Annotated in this window: 21 protein-coding genes; 9 read left to right on the top strand and 12 right to left on the bottom strand. The window is 70.9% G+C overall.

Annotation, left to right across the window (positions count from 1 at the left end; genetic code table 11):
• The first annotated feature begins 64 nt into the window (after positions 1-64).
• The 4 genes from AB0389_RS04170 to AB0389_RS04155 all read left to right on the top strand — a co-directional run bounded on the left by AB0389_RS04170 (position 65) and on the right by AB0389_RS04155 (position 5,024).
• Entirely contained in the window at positions 65-1,591 is a 1,527-nt protein-coding gene (locus AB0389_RS04170; RefSeq protein ID WP_366393782.1) for an LCP family protein, read from the top strand.
• Positions 1,592-1,864: 273 nt separating this feature from the next.
• On the top strand, positions 1,865-3,322 hold the full coding sequence (locus AB0389_RS04165; RefSeq protein WP_366393728.1) for an LCP family protein: 1,458 nt from the start codon (positions 1,865-1,867) through the stop codon (positions 3,320-3,322).
• A gap of 128 nt (positions 3,323-3,450) precedes the next feature.
• On the top strand, positions 3,451-4,614 hold the full coding sequence (locus AB0389_RS04160; RefSeq protein WP_366393727.1) for an LCP family protein: 1,164 nt from the start codon (positions 3,451-3,453) through the stop codon (positions 4,612-4,614).
• Positions 4,614-5,024, top strand: a complete 411-nt coding sequence (locus AB0389_RS04155; RefSeq protein WP_366393726.1) for a cytidine deaminase — start codon at positions 4,614-4,616, stop codon at positions 5,022-5,024. The genes AB0389_RS04160 and AB0389_RS04155 overlap by 1 nt, the downstream gene beginning before the upstream one ends.
• A gap of 155 nt (positions 5,025-5,179) precedes the next feature.
• Here the strand turns inward: AB0389_RS04155 and AB0389_RS04150 are convergent, their stop codons facing one another.
• Positions 5,180-6,358, bottom strand: a complete 1,179-nt coding sequence (locus tag AB0389_RS04150; protein ID WP_366393781.1) for an acyl-CoA dehydrogenase family protein — start codon at positions 6,356-6,358, stop codon at positions 5,180-5,182.
• Positions 6,359-6,546: 188 nt separating this feature from the next.
• Here AB0389_RS04150 and AB0389_RS04145 point away from each other — a divergent pair, with 188 nt between their 5' ends.
• Complete coding sequence (locus AB0389_RS04145; protein WP_366393725.1) at positions 6,547-7,893, top strand: UDP-glucose/GDP-mannose dehydrogenase family protein; 1,347 nt, start codon at positions 6,547-6,549, stop codon at positions 7,891-7,893.
• A 230-nt stretch (positions 7,894-8,123) separates the two neighbouring features.
• Here AB0389_RS04145 and AB0389_RS04140 read toward each other — a convergent pair whose 3' ends face one another.
• Positions 8,124-8,642, bottom strand: coding sequence for a CGNR zinc finger domain-containing protein (locus AB0389_RS04140; RefSeq protein ID WP_366393724.1), 519 nt, complete (start codon positions 8,640-8,642; stop codon positions 8,124-8,126).
• 96 nt (positions 8,643-8,738) lie between these two features.
• On the opposite strand from AB0389_RS04140, the gene AB0389_RS04135 reads away from it, so the two are divergent.
• The gene (locus tag AB0389_RS04135) at positions 8,739-9,110 is read left to right on the top strand and encodes a VOC family protein (protein WP_366393723.1); all 372 of its coding nucleotides are present in this window, start codon (positions 8,739-8,741) and stop codon (positions 9,108-9,110) included.
• A 45-nt stretch (positions 9,111-9,155) separates the two neighbouring features.
• Here AB0389_RS04135 and AB0389_RS04130 read toward each other — a convergent pair whose 3' ends face one another.
• From AB0389_RS04130 to AB0389_RS04120, 3 genes are read right to left on the bottom strand one after another with little or no spacing between them, the layout of a single operon-like run.
• A complete protein-coding gene (locus tag AB0389_RS04130; RefSeq protein WP_366393722.1) occupies positions 9,156-10,388 on the bottom strand; it encodes a dipeptidase in 1,233 nt (410 codons plus the stop codon).
• A complete protein-coding gene (purE, locus tag AB0389_RS04125; protein ID WP_366393721.1) occupies positions 10,385-10,927 on the bottom strand; it encodes a 5-(carboxyamino)imidazole ribonucleotide mutase in 543 nt (180 codons plus the stop codon). The genes AB0389_RS04130 and purE overlap by 4 nt, the downstream gene beginning before the upstream one ends.
• The gene (locus AB0389_RS04120) at positions 10,924-12,063 is read right to left on the bottom strand and encodes a 5-(carboxyamino)imidazole ribonucleotide synthase (protein WP_366393720.1); all 1,140 of its coding nucleotides are present in this window, start codon (positions 12,061-12,063) and stop codon (positions 10,924-10,926) included. Before AB0389_RS04120 ends, purE begins: the two co-directional genes overlap by 4 nt.
• Positions 12,064-12,253: 190 nt before the next feature.
• Here AB0389_RS04120 and AB0389_RS04115 point away from each other — a divergent pair, with 190 nt between their 5' ends.
• The gene (locus AB0389_RS04115) at positions 12,254-12,739 is read left to right on the top strand and encodes a GtrA family protein (RefSeq protein ID WP_366393719.1); all 486 of its coding nucleotides are present in this window, start codon (positions 12,254-12,256) and stop codon (positions 12,737-12,739) included.
• 42 nt (positions 12,740-12,781) lie between these two features.
• Here the strand turns inward: AB0389_RS04115 and AB0389_RS04110 are convergent, their stop codons facing one another.
• Positions 12,782-14,056 carry an ATP-binding protein gene (locus tag AB0389_RS04110; protein ID WP_366393718.1) on the bottom strand — a complete coding sequence of 425 codons (1,275 nt, stop codon included), beginning with the start codon at positions 14,054-14,056 and terminating at the stop codon, positions 12,782-12,784.
• Positions 14,057-14,103: 47 nt separating this feature from the next.
• Positions 14,104-14,781, bottom strand: a complete 678-nt coding sequence (locus tag AB0389_RS04105; RefSeq protein WP_366393717.1) for a response regulator transcription factor — start codon at positions 14,779-14,781, stop codon at positions 14,104-14,106.
• A gap of 269 nt (positions 14,782-15,050) precedes the next feature.
• On the opposite strand from AB0389_RS04105, the gene AB0389_RS04100 reads away from it, so the two are divergent.
• Positions 15,051-16,574 carry an oligopeptide:H+ symporter gene (locus tag AB0389_RS04100; protein WP_366393716.1) on the top strand — a complete coding sequence of 508 codons (1,524 nt, stop codon included), beginning with the start codon at positions 15,051-15,053 and terminating at the stop codon, positions 16,572-16,574.
• Positions 16,575-16,675: 101 nt separating this feature from the next.
• Here AB0389_RS04100 and AB0389_RS04095 read toward each other — a convergent pair whose 3' ends face one another.
• The 4 genes from AB0389_RS04095 to AB0389_RS04080 form a co-directional block, all read right to left on the bottom strand.
• The gene (locus AB0389_RS04095; protein WP_366393715.1) at positions 16,676-17,611 is read right to left on the bottom strand and encodes an LPXTG cell wall anchor domain-containing protein; all 936 of its coding nucleotides are present in this window, start codon (positions 17,609-17,611) and stop codon (positions 16,676-16,678) included.
• Positions 17,612-17,621: 10 nt separating this feature from the next.
• Positions 17,622-18,185: a papain-like cysteine protease family protein gene (locus AB0389_RS04090; protein ID WP_366393714.1), complete on the bottom strand. Its 564-nt coding sequence runs from the start codon at positions 18,183-18,185 to the stop codon at positions 17,622-17,624.
• Between the two features lie 140 nt (positions 18,186-18,325).
• Positions 18,326-18,814: an ATP-binding protein gene (locus AB0389_RS04085; protein WP_366393713.1), complete on the bottom strand. Its 489-nt coding sequence runs from the start codon at positions 18,812-18,814 to the stop codon at positions 18,326-18,328.
• A gap of 410 nt (positions 18,815-19,224) precedes the next feature.
• Positions 19,225-19,593, bottom strand: coding sequence for an STAS domain-containing protein (locus tag AB0389_RS04080; RefSeq protein WP_366393712.1), 369 nt, complete (start codon positions 19,591-19,593; stop codon positions 19,225-19,227).
• Between the two features lie 271 nt (positions 19,594-19,864).
• Here AB0389_RS04080 and AB0389_RS04075 point away from each other — a divergent pair, with 271 nt between their 5' ends.
• Positions 19,865-20,791, top strand: a complete 927-nt coding sequence (locus AB0389_RS04075) for an RNA polymerase sigma factor SigF (RefSeq protein ID WP_366393711.1) — start codon at positions 19,865-19,867, stop codon at positions 20,789-20,791.
• A 102-nt stretch (positions 20,792-20,893) separates the two neighbouring features.
• On the opposite strand, the gene AB0389_RS04070 is transcribed toward AB0389_RS04075, so the two are convergent.
• Positions 20,894-22,084, bottom strand: coding sequence for an endonuclease/exonuclease/phosphatase family protein (locus AB0389_RS04070; protein ID WP_366393710.1), 1,191 nt, complete (start codon positions 22,082-22,084; stop codon positions 20,894-20,896).
• Positions 22,085-22,141 lie beyond the last annotated feature (57 nt).

Here is a 22,141-nt window from a genome sequence, read left to right as displayed (position 1 = left end):
GAGTACGGTCGCGAGCGGCAGCGGCACCGGCGGCGGCAGCGGGCGCGGCCCCCTGCGGCGGGCGCTGCGCTGGGGCGCCGCCGTACTGTCGCTCCTGATACTCGGGACGGCCGGCGCCGGTTACCTGTACTACAAGCACCTCAACGACAACATCCGCAGCGGCGCACGGACCGGCGGCGCGGACGACCCCGCGAAGGCCCAGGCGAACGCGGCGGGCGACACCCCGCTGAACATCCTGCTCCTCGGCTCCGACAGCCGCGGCAAGCCGGAGAACGTCAAGCTCGGCGGCGGCAAGAACCTCACGTCCGACCCGCCGCTCGCGGATGTGCAGATGCTCGTCCACATATCCGCCGACCGGAAGAACGCCTCGGTCGTGTCCATACCCCGGGACACCCGGGTGGACATACCCGAGTGCAAGGACGCCGAGACCGGCAAGGTCTATCCGAAGACCAACACGATCATCAACGCGTCGCTGGGCCGCGGCGGCGCCGGCTGCACCCTCGCCACCTGGCAGAACCTGACCGGCCTCTACATCGACCACTGGATGACGATCGACTTCTCCGGCGTCGTGCAGATGGCCGACGCGATCGGCGGGGTCGACGTCTGTGTCAAGGACAACGTGTGGGACCGGCCGCTGCCCGGCGTCCCCGGCGGTTCGGGGCTGAAGCTCACCAAGGGCACGCACCAGGTCAAGGGCGAACAGGCCCTCCAGTGGCTCCGTACCCGGCACGCGTTCTCCAGCGACCTCGGCCGCGCGAAGGCGCAGCACATGTACATGAACTCGATGATCCGTCATCTGAAGTCGCAGAACGTCTTCACCGACACCCCCAGGCTGACCGGGCTGGCGGAGGCCGCCACCAAGTCGCTGGAGGTCTCCGAGGAGATCGGTACGGTCAAGAAGCTCTTCGATCTGGCCATGCAGCTCAAGAGCGTGCCGACCGACCGGGTCACCATGACCACCATGCCGACCGTGACGGATCCGCAGGACCCGAACCACCTGGTCGTCCAGGAGACCGACGCCGCCAAGATGTGGACGATGCTCCGCGACGACGTCGCCTTCGACGGCAACGGCACCAAGGCGGACGCCGAGGCAGCCGCCGCGAAGAAGAAGGCAGCCGCGGAGAAGGCCGCCGAGAAGGCCGCGGCGGCGGTCAAGGACCCGGCCGGGGAGCCCGCCGACACCGGTGTGCTCGTACGGAACGGTACGGGCGGGTCGCAGACGCCGGTACGGGGACGGGCGGCGACCGTGGCGTCCCTGCTGATCGGCAAGGGCTACGCGCTGGCCAAGGCGGACCCGACGCTCACCCCGCTGGAGAAGACGACGGTCGCGTTCCCGAGCGCGGAGCTGGAGGGCGACGCGCAGGGCGTGGCCAAGGCGCTGGGGATCCCGCTGACGTCGGTGCAGCGGTCCACGGACGTCTCGGGGGTCACGGTGACCGTGGGCGCGGACTGGCGTACCGGGGCGACGTTCCCGAAGGAGACCGCCGCGGCACCGTCGGCGGCGGCGGGCGGGATACCGGACACGGCGGACGCGATCAACGGCTCGGAGAAGAGCGCGTGCATGGACGTGTACGCGCCGTACCGCTTCTGACGTCCCGCTTCCGACGTCCCCGCTTCCGACGTCCCCGCTTCTGACGTCCCCGTTTCCGACGTCCCCGTTTCCGACGTACCGCTCCACGTGCCGCGTACGGGGCTGAGGCGCGCCGCCCCGTTACCGCGAACGGGGGACAGCCACGCGCGCCGCCCGGTTGCGGCCCGGTGCCGCTGATCGTATGGGCCTACTGTGCGCGTAATCCGCCACGGTCTCCCACCGGGCTTGCCTCTCCTTCTCTCCCCACTTGCTCCCACCGCGGAGGTGCTCCCCGTGCCCACGCCGCCCCGCACCACCCCCCGTCGCCCCGCCACGCCCCGCCCCGCCCCGCCCCGCCGGCCGCGCTGGGGGAAGCGCACGGCGACGGCGCTCTCCGTACTGGTCCTGGGCGCGGGCGGCATCGGCCACGCGGTGGTGACCGGCCTCGACACGGGCATCGGCCGGGTCGACCCGTTCAAGGACATGAAGAACCGGCCGAACGCGGGCCGCGGGCTGAACCTCCTGCTCGTCGGCACCGACAGCCGCGACAAGATCACCGAGGAGGAGCGGCAGAAGTACCGTCTCGGCGGCGCGCCCTGCCACTGCACCGACACGATCATGCTGGTGCACCTCTCCGAGGACGGCCGGCGCGCCAGCGTCGTCAGTCTGCCGCGCGACAGCTATACGGAGCTGCCCGAGCACACCGACACCGGCGGCAAGCACCACGCCGCGCACCCGGCGAAGCTGAACGCGGCGTACGCGGAGGGCGGTCCCGGGCTGACGGTCAGCACGGTCGAGCGGATGACGGGGGTGAAGATCAGCCATTATCTGGAGGTCGACTTCACCGCCTTCATGAAGACGGTGGACGCGATCGGCGGGGTCGAGATCTGCACGGCCAAGCCGATGAAGGACACGTACACCGGTCTCGACCTGGCGGCGGGGACCCACCGGATGAACGGCGGCGAGGCGCTCCAGTACGTACGGTCCCGGCATATCGACGGTGCGGCCGATCTCGGCAGGATGCAGCGCCAGCAGCGCTTCGTGGCGGCGCTGATCCACCGGGCGGCCGGCAGCGGGGTGCTGCTGAACCCGGTGCGGTTCAAGGAGGTCACCGCGACCGTACTGGCCTCGGTGCGGGCGGACGCGGGGTTCGGCGCGGAGCAGATGCTGGCCCTGAACGAGGCGATGCGCGGCTTCTCGCCGGCGTCGTCGGAGTTCACCTCCGTACCGCTGGCCGGTGACGGGTCCGGGGTGACGGTCAAGGGCCTCGGCTCCACGGTGAAGTGGGACCCGGGGAAGTCGGCGCGGCTCTTCCGCGCGCTGCGCGACGACAAGCCGCTGACGGCCGCGCGCGAGCCGCGCGAGCCCGGGCACCGGGAGCCCAGGACGGTCGAGGTGAACCCGCACGAGATCAAGGTGCAGGTCTACAACGGGACCACGGCGGACGGCCTCGGCAAGCGCGTCGACGACGCCCTGCGCGCGACCGGCTTCGACACCACCCGCGCCCCGCTCGGCTCCGACGGCCCGGACACGCACCGTACGGTCGTGATGTACGACCCGCGCTGGGACCGCTCGGCGAAGTCGCTGGCCGCCGCGCTGCCGGGCAGCGAGCTGCGCGCGGTGAAGCAGCAGGGCGCGACGCTGAAGGTGCTGGCGGGCACGGACTACAAGGCGGTGACGCCGGTCCGGGCGCGGGAGACCCCGAAGGGCGAGTTCGGCGCGACAACGGGCGACGAGGCGGTCTGCGCGTAGGCCTGCCGTCGCATGTGAGGCCCGTTGTGGAACAAAAGGGTCCCGATTGCATCATTCCAGCAACAGGCCCGGTCCGATTTCCCACCCTCCCTGTATAGAGCGTGGCCGGGCCCGGCACACTGGTCCGCATGAATGACTGGCCCAATGGATCGCACGCACAGCGCCAGGGTGTGCCGCCGCAGCGGCCACAGTACGTCCAGGGCGCAGGACCCACTTCCGGCTCCGGCTACAACACGGGCCAGACGTACGGCAATCCCTCCGGCGGCGGTGTACCGCCCCAGCGCAACGGCGGACGGCCGGGGCCGGGGCAGGCACCCGACTGGCGCCGCCGTATCAAGATCGGCTCGCTGGTGCTGGTCGTCGTCATCCTGGCGACCACGATCGGCACGTACTTCTGGGCGGACTCCAAGCTGCGGCGCGAGGTCGACCTGTCGGTCGTGATCGACCGCCCGGCCGAGGGCAAGGGCACGAACTACCTGATCGTCGGTACGGACAGCCGCGACGGCATGTCCGACGAGGAGAAGAAGAAGCTGCACACGGGCTCGGCCGAGGGCAGCAGGACCGACTCGATGATGATCCTGCACACCGGATCCAACGGGCCGACGCTGATCTCGCTGCCGCGCGACACCGATGTGCAGATCCCGTCCTTCAAGGGCTCGCAGTCCGGCAAGCTCTTCCCGGCGCAGACCACGCACAAGAAGCTCAACGCGGCCTTCGCCGAGGACGGCGCGCCGCTGCTGGTGCGTACGGTCGAGGCCAAGACCGGGCTGCGGATCGACCACTACGTGGAGATCGGCTTCGCCGGGTTCGCCAATGTGGTGGACGCGATCGGCGGGGTGGACCTGGACATCCCCCAGGCGTTCAAGGACAAGAAGTCCGGCGCGGACTTCCAGGCGGGCGAGCAGACCCTCAACGGCGAGCAGGCGCTGGCCTTCGTGCGGACGCGGTACGCCTTCGCGGGCAGCGACCTGGACCGTACGAAGAACCAGCAGAAGTTCCTCGCGGCCCTGGCCGCCCAGACGGCCACCCCGAGCACGATCATCAACCCGTTCCGCTTCTACCCGGCGGCGGGCGCGGGGCTGGACACGCTGGTCGTGGACAAGGACATGTCCCTGTGGTCGCTGGGCAGCATGTTCTTCGCGATGAAGGGCGTGACGAGCGGCGACGGCACCTCGATGAACATGCCGATCGCGGGCCAGAGCGGCGGGAACCTGCTGTGGGACGACGCGAAGGTCAAGCAGCTCGTCAGCCAGCTCAACAACGACGAGAAGGTCACGGTCACCGGCAACTGATGACGTCCCCCGCTTCCCCCGCCGCCGTCGATCACGCCCTCGTCGAGGCGGCCACGGCCACCGCCCGCGCCCACTCCCACGGCGACCGGCACACCATGGCGGCGGCGGGCCGGTCGGCGGACGGCCGCGTGGTCACGGCGATGAACGCGTACCACTTCACCGGCGGCCCCTGCGCCGAACTCGTCCTCGTCGGCACGGCGGCGGCGCTGGGCATCCACGACCTGACCACGGTCGTCGCGGTGGGCGACCGCGACCGGGGCGTCATGCCGCCCTGCGGTCGCTGCCGCCAGTTCCTCTTCGACTACTTCCCCGCGCTCCACGTCATCGTGGGCACGGGCCCCCGCCTCCGGACGGTCCCGATCGCGGACCTGCTGCCGGAGGCGTACGCCTGGTCGGACCACCAGGACTGAGCGGGTCAGCGCGGCGGGCCGACGACGATCCGGCCGTACATGCCGGCGGCCTCCGCCATGAGGTCCGTCGAGATCTCGAACCCGTCGGGTCGCGGCGTCCCTCGGGTGCCGCCCCGAACCGCGCCGCTCCCGAACTGGCCTGTCCCGTCACGTAGTTACGGCAGGTTCCGCGCCATCACGATCCGCTGGACCTGGTTCGTGCCCTCGTAGATTTGCGTAATCTTGGCGTCGCGCATCATGCGTTCGACCGGGTAGTCGCGCGTGTAGCCGTAGCCGCCCAGGAGCTGGACCGCGTCCGTCGTGATCTCCATCGCCGCGTCGGATGCGAAGCACTTGGCGGCGGCGCCGAAGAACGTCAGGTCCTCCTGGGCGCCGGTCGCGCCGCCGGAAACGCGTTCGGAGCGGGCGGCGGCGGAGTAGGTGAGCTGGCGGGCGGCCTCCAGCTTCATGGCCATGTCGGCCAGCATGAACTGGACGCCCTGGAAGTCGCCGATCGGCTTGCCGAACTGCTTGCGCTCCTGGACGTACCCCTTGGCGTAGTCGAGCGCGCCCTGCGCGATGCCGAGGGCCTGGGCGGCGATGGTGATGCGGGTGTGGTCCAGGGTCTTCATCGCCGTGGCGAAGCCGGTGCCCTCCGCGCCGATCAGCCGGTCGGCGGGGATACGGACGTTGTCCAGGTAGACCTCGCGCGTCGGCGAGCCCTTGATGCCGAGCTTCTTCTCCGGCGCGCCGAAGGAGACGCCCTCGTCGCCCTTCTCGACCACGAACGCGCTGATGCCCTTGGTCCGCCTGTCGGGGTCGGTGACGGCCATGACCGTGTAGTACTCAGAGACACCCGCGTTGGTGATCCAGCGCTTCACACCGTTGAGCACATAGTGGTCTCCGTCCCGGACCGCCCTGGTCGTCATACCGCCCGCGTCGGAGCCCGCGTCCGGTTCCGAGAGACAGTACGAGAACATCGCGTCGCCCTTGGCCAGCGGCGTCAGGTACTTCTTCTTCAGGTCCTCGCCGCCCGACAGCATCACCGGCAGCGAGCCGAGCTTGTTCACCGCCGGGATCAGCGACGAGGAGGCGCAGACCCGCGCGACCTCCTCGATCACGATCACGGTGGCGAGCGCGTCCGCGCCGGCGCCGCCGTACCCCTCAGGCACATGAATGGCGTGCAGGTCGGAGGCGACGAGCGCGTCCAGCGCCTCCTGCGGGAAGCGGGCCTCTTCGTCCACGGCCGCGGCGTACGGCGCGATCTTCGCCTCGGAGAGCGCGCGAACGGTCTCACGGAGCATCTCGTGCTCCTCGGACGGGCGGTACAGGTCGAAATCAGCCGATCCGGCCACGCTCATTCACTCCCCAAGACGCTAACTACCGTTAAGTAACACGATTTTAGTGGGCGGACCTCGCGCCCGCATAGGTGACGTTGCCGACAGCCCTCCGGCCGGGCGCTCCGCGCCGCGCGGTTATGCTCGGGCCCGCACAAACGCAGCGCGTGCCGCGTTGTCCTTCTCCGTCCCCACCTGGAGTTTCCATGGCCCCCAAGATCACCGTGATCGGCACCGGCTACCTCGGCGCCACCCACGCCGCGGCCATGGCGGAACTGGGATTCGAGGTGCTCGGGCTCGATGTGGTGCCCGAGAAGATCGAGCTGCTCTCGGCGGGCCGGGTCCCCATGTACGAACCCGGCCTGGAGGACCTGCTGCGCAAGCACGTCGCCGGCATCGAGGGGTCCAGCGGCCGGCTGCGCTTCACCATGGACTGGGCGGAGGTCGCCGAGTTCGGCGATGTGCACTTCGTCTGCGTGAACACCCCGCAGAAGCACGGCGAGTACGCGTGCGACATGTCGTACGTCGACGCCGCCATGGAGAGCCTCGCCCGCGAGCTGCGCCGGCCCGCGCTGGTCGTCGGCAAGTCCACGGTCCCCGTCGGCAGCGCCGAACGGCTCGCCGCCCGGATCACCGAACTGGCGCCCGCCGGCGCGGACGTGGAGCTGGCCTGGAACCCGGAGTTCCTCCGCGAGGGCTTCGCCGTCCAGGACACCCTGCACCCGGACCGGATCGTGGTGGGGATACGGAGCGAGGCCGCCGAGCGCACGCTGCGCGAGGTGTACGCGACGCCGCTCGCCGAGGGTTCGCCCTTCGTGGTGACGGACTTCCCGACGGCCGAGCTGGTGAAGACCTCCGCCAACTCCTTCCTCGCCACCAAGATCTCGTTCATCAACGCGATGGCGGAGGTCTGCGAGGCCGCCGGCGGCGATGTGGTGAAGCTGGCGGAGGCCCTCGGCCACGACGATCGGATCGGGAAGAAGTTCCTGCGCGCCGGCATCGGTTTCGGCGGCGGCTGTCTGCCGAAGGACATCCGGGCGTTCATGGCGCGCGCGGGCGAACTCGGCGCGGACCAGGCGCTGACGTTCCTGCGCGAGGTCGACTCGATCAACATGCGCCGCCGCGGCCACATGGTGGAGCTGGCGCGCGAGGCCGTCGGCGCCGACTCGTCGTTCCTCGGCAAGCGCGTCGCCGTCCTGGGCGCGACGTTCAAGCCGGACTCCGACGACGTACGCGACTCCCCCGCGCTCAACGTCGCCGGTCAGATCCACCTCCAGGGCGGCCAGGTCACGGTGTACGACCCGAAGGGCATGGCGAACGCCAAGCGGCTCTTCCCGACGCTCGGGTACGCGGACTCCGCGCTGGACGCCGTACGCGGCGCGGATGTGGTCCTGCATCTGACGGAGTGGCGCGAGTTCCGCGAGCTGGACCCGGCCGTCCTGGGCGCGGCGGTCTCGCGCCGGCTCGTCCTGGACGGCCGTAACGCCCTGGACCCGGCGCCCTGGCGCGCGGCGGGCTGGACGTACCGCGCGATGGGCCGCCCACGCGCCTGAGCCCCCGGGCCCGCGCCCCGGCCGTCCACGACCGGAGGGGGCCGGGGCCGCAGGAGGTGACGTCCCCGGATGTAAAGCGCGATTTGTGCCGCTGAGCGAAACCCGCGGACAGAGAACCCTGCCGCACGCGGCGTAAATCGTGCATCCGGGGATGCGCCTCCGGAGTGCCCCGGCCCCCGGCACCGGAACCAACCGGCCGCACCCCGGTACCACCGCAGACCCACGGCCCCCTAGCCGGGAGGCGCCTCCGCCAGCCTCGCCCGGTACGCCCGCATCTTCGCGCGCGCCCCGCACACCGACATCGTGCACCAGCGCCCCCGCCCCGCCGGGCTGCGGTCGTAGAACGCCCAGAGGCAGTCCTCCGCCTCGCACGCCTTGAGCCGTTCCCACGTGCCGTCGGCCGCGCCCGCCGCGATCGCCTCCGCGACCCGCGCGGCCAGGGTGTCCGCCACCGGGCGGACCGCGGCGGCGCCCGCCGCGTCGACGGCGACGCGGAGCGGGGCCCCGGCCAGCAGGCCGTCGAGTACGGCCGTCGAGCGGCCCGGCAGCTGGATCCCGGCGTGCGCGAGGCAGGCCGTACGGAGCGCTTCGCGCAGTTCACGGGCGGCCGGGACGTCCGCTTCCGCGAGGCCGAAGGCGGCGCGGCCGTCGGGCGAGCCGAGGGAGTCGGTGCCCGTCTCGACGGCGAGGGTGTTCACCAGGGCCTCTACCAGGGCGAGCCCGCCCGGCGCGGGGGGCCTGTTCGTCATGGTTGCGACGTTACCTCTTCTGCGGGAGTATGCGGTAACCACCAGCGTTACCGGATGAGCACCCTTACCAGTAACCCCGACCGACGGAGAATCGCCATGGCCATCGCCACCCTCTGCACCGTCGTCCTGGACTGCCCCGACCCCCTCGCGCTCGCCCGCTTCTACGCCGGGGTGCTCGGCGGCGAGGTCGTCACGGAGGACGACGGGACCGACACCTGGGTCGAGTTGACGCGCTCCGGCGGGACGACGCTCGCCTTCCAGGCCGCGCCCGGTTACGTACCGCCGGCATGGCCCGCGCCGAACGGATCGCAGCAGTTCCATCTGGATCTGGACGTACCGGATCTGGACGCGGCGGAGAAGGAGGTGCTGGCGCTCGGCGCGACGGTGCTGGACGCGGCGGACCGGAAGCGGTCGTTCCGGGTGTACGCGGACCCGGCGGGGCATCCGTTCTGCCTCTGTGCCGGTTGAGACGCAGAGGCGCGAGGTGGGGGCCGACGGGCCCCCACCCGCCACTCAGCCGTCCAGCTCCTCGATCGTCGCCCGCGACGGCCCCCGCGTCGCCGTCAGCGACCGCGACACGTCCTCCGCCGCCCGCAGCACCCGTACCGCGTTCTGCCAGGTCAGCTTGGCCACGTCCGGCGTCGACCAGCCGCGTGCCAGCAGCTCCGCGATGAGGTTCGGATAGCCCGCCACGTCCTCCAGGCCCTCCGGCGTGAACGCCGTGCCGTCGAAGTCCCCGCCGATGCCGATGTGGTCGACGCCCGCGGCCTCGCGCATGTGGTCGAGGTGGTCCGCGACGGTCGACACGGTCGCGACCGGGCGCGGACGCGCCGCCTCGAAGGCCGCGTGGATCTTCATCGCCTCGGGTGTGGTGGCGAGCGGGTGCAGCCCGTTGGCGCGCATGTTCTCGTCCGCCTCGTGCGTCCACTCCACCGCCGCGGGCAGGATGAACTTCGGTACGAACGTGACCATCGCGACGCCGCCGTTCCCCGGCAGCAGCCCCAGCACGTCGTCCGGCACATTGCGCGGATGGTCGCAGACCGCCCGCGCCGACGAGTGCGAGAAGATCACCGGCGCCTCGGTCACGGCGAGCGCGTCGCGCATCGTGGTGGCCGCGACGTGCGAGAGGTCGACGAGCATGCCCGTACGGTTCATCTCGCGCACGACCTCGCGGCCGAACGCGGAGAGCCCGCCCACCCCCGGCGCGTCCGTCGCCGAGTCCGCCCAGCGCAGATTGTCGTTGTGCGTGAGGGTCATGTAGCGGACGCCCAGGGTGTGCAGCGCGCGCAGCGTGGCGAGGGAGTTGTTGATGGAGTGGCCGCCCTCGGCGCCCATCAGCGAGGCGATCCGGCCCCGCCGCCGCGCGGCCTCCATGTCGTCCGAGGTCAGGGCGCGGGCCAGGTCGTCGGGGTAGCGGTCGAGAAGCCGGCCGACGGCGTCGATCTGCTCCAGCGTCGCGCTGACCGCGTCGTCCCCGGCCATGTCGGACCGTACGTACACGGACCAGAACTGGCCGCCGACGCCGCCGCGCCGCAGCCGGGGCAGGTCGGTGTGGAGGCGCGCGGAGGTGTCCCCGGCGATGTCGAGACGGTCGAGGTCGTAGCGGACCTGCTCGCGCAGCGCCCACGGCAGGTCGTTGTGGCCGTCGACCACGGGGAAGTCCGTGAGCAGCGCGCGGGCCCGGTCCAGGAAGTCCGCGGCGGAGCCGGAGGACGCGCCGGAGGACGGCACCGGCGGCGGCGTCACTTGCCGAATCCGAAGTGCTCCGAGCCCTCGACCTTGGCGCGCAGCCGCTTGCCCTTCTCCGTCGCCTGGTCGTTCAGGTCCTGCTGGAACTCCCGCATCCGCTGCTGGAGTTCGGGGTCGTGCGCGGCGAGGATACGGGCGGCCAGCAGCCCCGCGTTCCGCGCGCCGCCGACCGAGACCGTGGCGACCGGGACACCGGCCGGCATCTGGACGATGGAGAGCAGCGAGTCCATGCCGTCGAGGTACTTCAGCGGTACGGGAACGCCGATCACCGGCAGCGGCGTCACCGAGGCCAGCATGCCCGGCAGATGCGCCGCGCCGCCCGCGCCCGCGATGATCGCCTTGAGGCCGCGGCCGGCCGCCCGCTCGCCGTACGCGATCATCTCGTGCGGCATCCGGTGCGCGGAGACGACGTCGACCTCGTACGGGATCTCGAACTCGTGCAGGGCCTTCGCCGCGGCCTCCATGACGGGCCAGTCGGAGTCCGAGCCCATGACGACGCCGACGAGGGGTGCGTGGGGGGTACGTGGGGAGGTCACTCGGTGATCGTTCCTCGCAGGTAGCCGGCGGCGTGGCGGGCGCGCTCCAGCACGTCGTCCAGGTCGTCACCGTAGGTGTTGACGTGCCCCACCTTGCGGCCGGGCTTCACGTCCTTGCCGTACATGTGGATCTTGAGCTGCGGGTCCCTGGCCATGCAGTGCAGATACGCCGTGTACATGTCGGGGTAGTCGCCGCCGAGGACGTTGCACATGACCGTCCAGGGCGCGCGCGGGCGCGGGTCGCCGAGCGGCAGGTCGAGGACGGCCCGTACGTGGTTGGCGAACTGCGAGGTGATCGAGCCGTCCTGGGTCCAGTGCCCGGAGTTGTGCGGGCGCATGGCGAGTTCGTTGACCAGGATGCGGCCGTCGGCCGTCTCGAACAGCTCGACCGCGAGATGGCCGACGACGCCCAGCTCGGCGGCTATGCGCAGCGCGAGCTGCTGGGCCTCGCCCGCCAGCTCGTCGGAGAGTCCGGGCGCGGGCGCGATCACGGTGTCGCAGACGCCGTCGACCTGCCGCGACTCGACCACCGGGTACGCCACGGCCTGGCCGTGCGGCGAGCGGACGATGTTCGCCGCCAGCTCCCGTACGAAGTCGACCTTCTCCTCGGCGAGCACCGGGACCCCGGCGCGGAACGGCGGCTCGGCGTCCGCCGCGGACCGTACGACCCACACGCCCTTGCCGTCGTACCCGCCGCGCACGGTCTTGAGGACGACCGGGAAGCCGCCCACCTCGGCGGCGAAGGCCGCGGCGTCGGCGGGGTCCTTCACCACGCGGTGGCGCGGGCAGGGGACGCCGAGACCGGTGAGCCGGGCGCGCATGACGCCCTTGTCCTGGGCGTGCACGAGCGCGTCGGGGCCGGGACGGACGGGGATGCCGTCGGCCTCCAGGGCGCGCAGATGCTCGATCGGGACATGTTCGTGATCGAAGGTGATCACATCGCACCCGCGCGCGAAGTCACGCAGCGTGTCCAGGTCGCGGTAGTCGCCGATGACGACCTCGCTGACCACCTGGGCCGCCGAGTCCTGCGGGGTGTCGCTGAGAAGCTTGAACCTGAGGCCGAGGGGGATACCCGCCTCGTGGGTCATACGGGCGAGCTGACCGCCGCCGACCATGCCGACTACCGGGAACGTCACGCCACCAGGGTATCCGGCCACCGCGGGCGGCACACCGCGCCCCGGTCGGGCCCCGCACCCGCCACCCCACCACCGAGCGTCACCGAGCGTGACGTACGGTCGCCCGGGCGGCGGAGGAGGCCGCTGGTTAGCATGGTCCGGTACCGCCGGATCGAGTGAACTATCGAGTGAACTGGGGCTGAACGAGCATATGAGCGAACGCAGCGCACTCCGCGTGCGGCTGGACCGACTCGTACGCGAGGCGGCCAAGTTCGGCGCGGTGGGCGGCGCGGGGCTGCTGGTGAATCTCCTGGTCTTCAACCTCGTCCGGCACACCACCGGCCTCCCCGTGGTGCGGGCCAGCGTCCTGGCCACCGTCGTCGCCATCGCCTTCAACTACGTGGGCTTCCGCTACTTCACGTACCGGGACCGCGACAAGGGCGGACGTACGAAGGAGCTGACGCTCTTCCTGCTGTTCAGCGCGGTCGGGCTGGTGATCGAGAACGGTGTGCTGTACGCGGCGACGTACGGGTTCGGCTGGCACTCCCCGCTCCAGAACAACGTCTTCAAGTTCCTCGGCATCGGGATCGCGACGCTGTTCCGCTTCTGGTCGTACCGGACGTGGGTGTTCCGGGTGCAGCCGGCCGAAGGCGACGAGCCCGCCGAGGAACCGACGGAGCCGGCCGGCGTGCGCTGACCGGCTCGCACCCGTACACGCCGTACGTCGGCGGACCGTACGTCAGCGGACCGGTCGCTCCGGCTCGCTCGCGCCCTTGCGCGTCCGCGCCTCCCGGCTCAGGAACAGCGCGAAGACCGGCGGCTGCTGCTGGAGCAGCTCCAGCCGCCCGCCGTCCGCCTCCGCCAGATCACGCGCCACGGCGAGGCCGATGCCCGTCGAGTTCCGGCCGCTGATGCTGCGTTCGAAGATCCGCGCCCCGAGGTCCACCGGCACGCCCGGACCCTCGTCGGTCACCTCGATGACGGCCTGGTTCCCGGTGACGCGGGTGCGCAGCGCGACCGTACCGCCGCCGTGCATCAGCGAGTTCTCGATCAGCGCGGCCAGGACCTGCGCGACCGCGCCCGGCGTCGCGACGGCGCGCATACCGGGCCGGCCCGAGCAGACGATGGCGCGGCCCGCGCTGCGGTAGGCCGGGCGCCACTCCTCGATCTGCTGCTTGACGACCTCGTCCAGGTCGAAGGCGACGGCCGAACCGGTTCGCGGGTCGCGGGCGTTGGTCAGCAGCCGCTCGACCACATCGGTCAGCCGCTCCACCTGCGTCAGCGCGATCTGCGCCTCCTCCTTCACCGTGTCCAGGTCGTCGGTCACGGAGATCTCCTCCAGCCGCATCGACAGCGCGGTCAGCGGGGTACGGAGCTGGTGCGAGGCGTCCGCCGCGAGCCGCCGTTCCGCCGTGAGCATCCGGGCGATCCGCTCGGCGCTGGCGTCGAGCACATCCGCGACCCGGTCCAGCTCGGGCACCGAGTACCGCCGGTGCCGGGGGCGCGGGTCGCCGGAGCCGAGGCGCTCGGCGGTCTCGGCGAGATCGGTGAGCGGCGAGGCGAGCCGGTTGGCCTGGCGTACGGCGAGCAGCGCGGCGGCGATGACGGCGAGCAGCGCGACCGCGCCGATGATCAGCAGGGTGCGGCCGACCTCGCGGGTGACGGAGGAGCGGGTCTCCTCGACCGTGACGGTCTCACCCTCCTCCCCCGTGGCCCGGGCGCGCAGGACACTGCCGGTGGGCCGCTCGCCGACCTCGACGGTGGCCCGGCCGGGGATCTCGATCCGCGCGTACCGCTTCTTGGCGACCTGCTCGGCGAGCACCTTCGCGTTGACGCGGTCGCCGCCGAGCAGCCGGCTGTCGACGATGCTCACGAGGCGCAGCGCCTCGGAGTCCACGCTCTCCTGGGCGCTGCTGCTGATCGTGCGGGTCTCGACGATGACGAGCGAGACCCCGAAGACGGCGATGACGATGAGCACCACGGCGAGCGTGGAGCTGATCAGCCGGCGGCGCACGGCCCCCTCCTCGCGGGGGAGGCTCCGAAGTCGTTCAACGAAAGGCCCTAGCTCTTCTCGAACCGGAAGCCGACGCCGCGGACCGTCGCGATGTAGCGCGGGTTGGCGGCGTCGTCACCGAGCTTCTTGCGCAGCCAGGAGATGTGCATGTCGAGGGTCTTGGTCGACGACCACCAGGTGGTGTCCCAGACCTCGCGCATCAGCTGGTCGCGGGTGACGACCCGGCCGGCGTCCCTGACGAGCACGCGCAGCAGGTCGAACTCCTTGGCGGTGAGCTGGAGCTCCTCGTCGCCCATCCACGCGCGGTGCGACTCGACGTCGATACGCACGCCGTGCGTCGCGGGCGCGGGGGCGGTGTCGGCGGCGCCGCGCCGCAGCAGCGCCCGTACGCGGGCCAGCAGCTCGGCGAGCCGGAACGGCTTGGTCACGTAGTCGTCGGCGCCGGCGTCGAGGCCGACCACGGTGTCCACCTCGTCGGCGCGCGCGGTCAGCACCAGGATCGGGATGGCGTGGCCCTCGGCGCGCAGTCTGCGCGCGACCTCCAGGCCGTCCATGCCGGGCAGCCCCAGGTCGAGGACCACCAGGTCGATACCGCCCTGGAGTCCTGCGTCCAGCGCGGTCGGGCCGTCTTCACGGACCTCGACCTCGTAACCCTCCCGTCGCAGGGCGCGGGCCAGCGGCTCCGAGATGGAAGCGTCGTCCTCGGCGAGCAGTACACGGGTCATGAGGTGATGGTAGACCGCGCGGGGCGGGGCTCGGGCGGTGTGGCTCCGGCTGCGCCCACTGAGGCCCGAGGGGCGGGAAAGCGCGGGGGGCATATCGCCCGCTCTCATGCCGTACCACTCGCTCTCGTTCCGTATCACTCTCTGTCGTGCCGTATGGTTTCAAGACGCCTGTAGTACCACTTGGGGACCTTTGGCCCGCTCGGCGCCGAAGGTCCCTTTCGTGTGGTGCTACCCGTGCCCCCACACACAGAGCAAGCAAGGATCGATCAATGGCGTCCAGCCTGACGACGGACCCGCCCAGCGCGCCCGCCGGCCCCGAGAAGACCTTCTTCGGCCACCCGCGCGGGCTGGCCACCCTCTTCATGACCGAGATGTGGGAGCGCTTCAGCTTCTACGGCATGCGGGCCCTGCTCACCATCTATCTGATCTCCGGCGGCCCCGACGCCTCGAAGGGGCTTCAGGGCGGCGGGCTCGGGATGGACCTGGCCACCACCACGGCCATCTACTCCATCTATCTCTCGATGGTCTATCTGCTGGCCATGCCGGGCGGCTGGCTGGGCGACCGGGTCTGGGGGCCGCGCAAGACCGTCACCATCGCGGCCTGCACGATCATGCTGGGCCATCTGACCCTGGCGCTGCCCGGCTCGGGGACCTTCTTCGCCGGGCTGGCGCTGGTGGCGCTCGGCTCGGGGCTGCTGAAGGCCAATATCTCCACGATGGTCGGCCAGCTCTACGACGGCCCGGACGACCCGCGCCGCGACGGCGGCTTCACGGTCTTCTACATGGGCATCAACATCGGCGCGTTCTTCGCACCGCTGGTCATCGGCACGGTCGGCGAGACGTACAGCTGGCACCTCGGCTTCGCCCTCGCGGCGGTCGGCATGGGCATCGGCCTGATCACCTTCCTCGCCGGTACGCGCCACCTGAGCCCGGCGAGCAGCCGCGTCCCCACCCCGCTCTCGGTCGCGGAGCGCGCCTCCTGGCTGCGCAAGGGCATGAGCTGGCTGCTGGTCGCGGCGGTCTTCTACGCGGCCGTCGTGCTCAGCGGTCACTTCACCCTCAACTGGGCGATGGTGCCGCTCACGCTGGCCGGGGTGATCATCCCGACCGGGGTGCTGCTCCGTATCAAGCGGGACAAGGACCTCTCGGCGGCCGAGCAGAACAGGATGTCCGGGTACATCTGGTTCTTCGTCGCCGCCGCGGTCTTCTGGATGATCTACGACCAGGGCGGCTCGACGCTCCAGGCGTTCGGGACGACGAAGTCGGCGGGCACGCTCTTCGGGCTGTCCTTCCCGACGTCCTGGTACCAGTCGCTGAACCCGGTGTTCATCATGGCGCTGGCGCCGGTGATGGCCTGGTTCTGGCTGTGGCTGAACCGGCGGGGCCAGGAGCCGTCCACGGTCGTGAAGTTCGCGGGCGGGCTGGTCCTGATCGGCGTCTCGTTCTTCTTCTTCCTGATCCCGCTGGTGATGGCGGGCGATGGAACGCTGGTCAGCCCGATGTGGCTGGTGGGCATCTATCTGATCCAGACGGTGGGCGAGCTGTGCGTGTCGCCGGTGGGTCTCTCGGTGACCACGAAGATGGCGCCGGCCAAGTACGCGAGCCAGATGATGGGCGTGTGGTTCCTGGCGGTGACGGCGGGCGACTCGGTGACGGGACTGCTCTCGATCGCGCAGGTGGATCTGAGCCGGTCGGGCGTGGTGGCGCTGGAGGCGGTGCTGGCGACGCTGGCGGGGGTCGCGGTGTACATGTACCGGAAGCGGGTGCGGGCGATGATGGGGGACATTCACTGAGGGAGCCGGTCCGGCGGGACGCCCCGAGGAGGCGTCCCGCCGGTGGGTATCAGCGGGTGCTGGGCTTCAGCGGGTGCTGGGCCTCAGCGGTCTGCTGGGCCTCAGCGGGTGCTTGCGCGTCGGCGCCGGTGGAGTACGGCGGCTCCCGCCGCGAGGGCGAGCGCCGAGCCGGAACCGCCGGCGACGAGCAGGGTGGAGGACTCGGCGGAAGGCCCGGTGGAAGGCCCGGCCGGGCCTTCCGCGCGCTGGAGCTCGTAGCCGCTGGAGTAGCCGGTGGTGTCGTACTCCGAGCCGGCCAGCTTGTCCGCGTAGCGGTCCTTGACCAGCTTCTGGTATTCGCTGAGCGACACCGCCGCCAGGCCGCGCAGTCCCTGCCGGGCCTCGTCGTTGAGCGGTTCGACGGTGAGGGTGAGCAGCTTGAGCTGGTACCAGCCGCGGATCTGCGGCTCGGTGAAGACCAGCGAGCCCGTGGTGGCCTTGCCGGCGTACGCGGCGTCGGTGTCGCCGTCGCGTACGGCCGCCAGATGCCAGCCGCCGCCCTGAGTGGGGGCGAGCATGACGGTGACGTCGCGGCCGTTGACGGTGGCGCTCAGCGAGGAGACCAGCTGTGTCAGCGCGATCGCCTCGGTGGGCAGGGGCTGGGCGGTGCCCGCGACGAACCCGGGGGTGATCTCGTTCCGCGCCACCGGGTCCTTGATGGTGAAGGCCGGGAGGCCCTCGCAGGGCTCGGCGAGTTCCGGGATCGTCCGCACCGGCCCGCTGCCGTCGCTGTCTCCGGCGGGCACCGGAGTGCGCAGGAAGCGGCAGACGGTGTCGCGTACGTCGGCGGACTTCACCGCGTCGAGGGCGGCCCGGTAGTCGGGGATGTCGGCCGGGAGGGGGTCCTTGGCCGGGGCCGCGTGCGCCGGACCGACGACGGACAGCAGCGCGGACGCGCTCAGCGCGATGACGGTGGAGAGACGAGAAAGGCGGGAGAGACGAGAGAGGTGGGGTGTCGCCCGCTTGCCGGACATTCTGGTACCGCTGGTGTCGCGCATGTCGCCTGCCTTAGCGGGAAATACCGATGCGGGAGTGGGTCCACTTGGACGAGCTGTTGCTCACGTAGTCGTCGTACTTCCACCACGTGTACGTGGTGGCGTCCGGCCACGGGTCGGCCACACCGATCGTCCTGTTCGAGGTGTCGAAGCCGTAGATCACGTTCATGTGGCCACCGCCGGACGTCCATCCGATGCGGGCGCCGATCGGCCGGGCCGCCTTGACGTCGGTGTACACCTGGTCGAACGTGGCCGCGCTGTTCAGGCCCGAGCCGGTGTGGGTCATGCCGAGGCTGCTCCAGCCCCTGGCCATGTCGTCGAGCGTGGCGGGCTGGTTGTTGCAGCCGTAGTAAGGCTGAGCCCGGTCGCAGAAGTCCGTCTGTGTGGAGCCGAAGCCCTGGAACGTGGCGATGGTCAGCCCGGAGGCGACCCAGCACCACTGGGACTTCTCCTGCTTCTGCATGTTGATGGTGTCCTGGCCCGCTTCCGCGTGAGCCGTACCTCCCGCGGCCACGAGCGAACCCAAGGCGGCCAGCGCGAGGGCCGACGCCGAGGTTCCGTACCTGAACCTGCCCATTTTCCTGCCTTCCCCTGATGGGTAAAACGAGACGAACGGGGCAATCTGGCAGGAATATGACACCCCATCACATCTGATCCACACAGGGGACTTGCAGGGGATTACCCCTTACCGACCATTTGTCGGGTAATCGCGCGGCTCTACGCGGGCGCGGCCAGCTCCGCCCATACGGTCTTGCCCGTCGCGCCGGGCGTTCTGACGACGCCCCAGTCGAGGCAGAGCCGCTGCACGATGAACATCCCGTGGCCGCCGGGCCGGCCGGCGCGGTGCGGGGTACGGGGCGCGGGCTGGCCGGCGCCCCGGTCGGTGACCTCCAGGCGCAGCGCCTTCGTGCCGTACGCGACGCACAGCCGCTCCGGGCCCTCGGCGTGCAGGCAGGCGTTGGTGACCAGCTCGGAGACGACCAGCAGCACGTCCTCCGCCGCCGCCCGCCGGTCCGCGGTCGGGGCGGGGAGCCAGCCCCAGTCGTGCAGCGCCTGGCGGGTGAAGTCGCGCGCGAGCGGGACGACGCCGCTGGCACCGGACAGCACGAGCGTCCGCACCCGCGCGTCGGACGCGGCGGGGGCGGGGCCCGCCTCGTCCGACTCGGGGCCGAGGTCGCCCGGCGGAGGCTGCCGGGTGGTGCTCATCAGCGCTTCACCTCACCGATTCACCAACTGTGTGGATTCCGTCAAATTCAGATACGTATACGTACAGGGAACGCGTCAATGCAGGCCGTGCGGCACATCGTCATACAGCAGTCGGTACAGAACTGCGGGGTCCAGAGTTCCATGGTCCTCCCGTGCGGCCCGCCCGGGGTCTTCTGCCCGCCCGAATCGTGACAACACCCACTTCACCGATACGGAGGGCGTGACACAGGCAACACGGGGGACCGCCGGGGCGGGGGAAAACGGGGCAGACGAGAGGGACGGATGGGGCGGGAGGGAGCGGGGGGCTGGAGGGAGCGGAAGGGACGGGGGTGGCGGGCGCGGGGCAGCGGGTGCGGGGTGACGAGTGCGGGTGCGGGGCAGCGAGTGCGGGGGCCGGACACCGGCCCCGTTCAGTCGGCCAGGGCCTCTTCGAGCGACTCGTGGACGGTGAAAACGGCGTCCGCGCCGGTGATCTCGAAGACTCTCGCGACGACAGGCAGCATCCCCGCCAAGTGGACCCCTCCCCCGGCGGCGTCCGCTTTCAGGCGGGCGCCGAGCAGCACATTGAGTCCGGTGGAATCGCAGAACTCCAGCCGCGAACAGTCGACCACCAGGCGGGACCGGCCCTGTTCGAGCGCCTCGTCCAGCGGGGCCCGCAACAGCTCGGCCGTATGGTGATCCAGCTCACCGGCCACCGTCACCACCTCGCTCCGGCCCTCCGTGCGCGCCGCGACCTGAAGTCGGCCCCGGTTCGTGCTGTCGGCCGTCTGGCGGTCCATGCCCGTCCCTCTTCGCCGTGTCGTCCCGTGGTCATCCCGTGGTCATCACAAACGGATGACGTCCGCCGAACATTACGCCTTTCACCTGCCGACCGGTACTCAAACTCCCCCACAATAAGGGCATACTGCACAATTCGCACTTGCAACTGGCCGCGTAGACCGGGTAGGGCTTGTAAGGACACATCCGCCCGCGACGGCTTTGGAGGCGCCGCAAACCGCACAACGCGCATCGGCACCGGCAGCCATATGCCGCTACGTATGGAGGAGACCCATGTCACCCCGGCTCGACGAACCGCGTACCCCGCACGCGCCGTCGGCAGCTCCACCCGCCCCTGCCCACCTCACTGCCGTCCCCTACCCCGCACCCGACCCCACACTCGTGCTGGACGGCCTGCCCGAGATCCCGCAGTTCGACAAAGTCAACGCGGTCGACGCCCGGGCCCTGTCGAAGACGCTCTTCGCCCGCCTCGCCACCCTCGAAGAGGGCACGCACGAGCACGCGTACGTCCGTAACACCCTGGTCGAACTGAACCTCGCCCTGGTGAAGTTCGCGGCGTCCCGGTTCCGCTCCCGCAGCGAGCCGATGGAGGACATCGTCCAGGTCGGCACGATCGGTCTGATCAAGGCCATCGACCGGTTCGAGCTGAGCCGGGGCGTCGAGTTCCCCACCTTCGCGATGCCGACCATCATCGGTGAGATCAAGCGTTTCTTCCGCGACACGTCGTGGTCGGTACGCGTCCCGCGCAGGCTCCAGGAACTCCGCCTCGACCTCGCCAAGGCCGGCGACGAACTGGCCCAGCAGCTCGACCGCGCGCCGACCGTCGGTGAACTCGCGGACCGGCTCGGCCTCACACACGAGGAGATCGTCGAGGGCCTGACCGCGAGCAACGCGTACACCGCAAGCTCGCTGGACGCCCAGCCCACGGACAGCGACGGGGACGGGAACGGCGAGAACGCACTCGCCGACCGGATCGGGTACGAGGACAACGGACTTGAGGGCATCGAGTACGTCGAGTCGCTGAAGCCGCTGATCGCGGGCCTGCCGTCACGGGACCGCAAGATCCTCTCGCTGCGGTTCGTGGCGAACATGACGCAGTCGGAGATCGGCGAGGAGCTCAACCTCTCGCAGATGCATGTGTCGCGGCTGCTGTCGCGGACGCTGCGGACGCTGCGCAGGGGTTTGACGCTGGAGGAATGAGCGCGGGAGCCGGAGCGCCGTAGCGCCGGCAGACAGACGGACCGCACCCGCGCGCCCGCCCCGGAAGAACATCGGGGCGGGCGCGGGCAGTCGGCCGTCGGATCAGCTCAACTGCCGCTGCCGGCAGTCCTTCTCGACGCCGCTCTTGTAGAGGCAGACCTTGACGACAGGTGAGGTCACGGCCCCGGCCGCCGTCGTGAACGCGGTGCAGCGGTCCGCGTACGCGCCGTCCGCGCCGGTGAGCACCTCGGCGCCGCCCGACGTCCGGTACACGTACGCCCGTACGCCCCAGCCGTCCGCCTTGTTGTCGCACACCCGCAGGGTGGCGGCGCCGTCGTCCTGTACGGCGAGATGCGCCCAGCCCGCGTCGGAGTCGGCGCCCGCGAGCACGGTGCCGGTCCTGGTCACGGCGGCGGAGCGGACGGTGAGGTCCGTAACGACGGGCAGGTGGTCGGAGGCGTTGGTGGAGACCGTGTGCGCGCTGCCGACGTCGAGGGCGGGCGTCGAGTAGACGTAGTCGATACGGGAGTCGTCCAGTCCATCGCCGGGGTGGGTGACGGCGGAGGCGCCGGTGTTGGCGTTCACCCGGGTCCAGGAGTCGATCCAGTCGGCGGCGGCGAACCAGGGCCGTATCCCGTCGTCGGGACGGACGTTGAGGTCGCCGGTGAGCAGCATCGGGGACGTGACCAGCGAGCTGGGCAGCTTGTCGATGACCGCGCGGGCCTGCCGGTTGCGGCGCTCGGTGGCCTCGGTGCCGACGCCGGCCGAGAGGTGCGTGGTGTAGACGCGTACGGCCGTACCGTCCACGTCGAGCCGCGCGCCGCCGAGGCTGCGCAGGACGGCGGTGGTGCCGGCCGGGTACTGGGGCAGCTGGTAGGTCAGCGTCTCCTTGATGGGGTACTTGCTGAGGATGAGGTTCCCGGCGACGCCGCCCAGCGCGTTGGTGTCGCTCTTCGCGAAGTGCGCGGAGTAGCCCGGGAGGGCGTCGAGGAGGGCCTGCCACTGGTTGACGCCGCCGATGGCGCGGTTGTCGTGGAGTTCCTGGAGGGTGACGACGTCGGGGTTCTGAGCGCCGATGACGCGGGCGATGCGGTTGATGTCGGTGACGCCGTCGGTGCCCTTGCCGCCCTGGATGTTCCAGTCCATGACGCGGAGGGAGAGTGCGGCGGCGGCCGTGGTCGCCGAGTCGCCGTCGGCGGCGTAGGAGACGCCCCCGCCCGCGCCCGCGCCTGCGGCGACCAGGGCGAGGGCCCCGATCAGCCCGGATATGAGGCCATGGGTACGTCGTCTCATTGCAGTCCCCGTTCGTTGGTGCGTGAGTTGGTGCGTGAGTTTTGGTGCGCGCAGGTT

The organism is Streptomyces sp. NPDC093109, assembly GCF_040701725.1.
Lineage (GTDB): Bacteria > Actinomycetota > Actinomycetes > Streptomycetales > Streptomycetaceae > Streptomyces.
The sequence above is the reverse complement of the archived record's forward strand: the minus strand, read 5'-3'. Positions and strand labels throughout refer to the sequence as shown.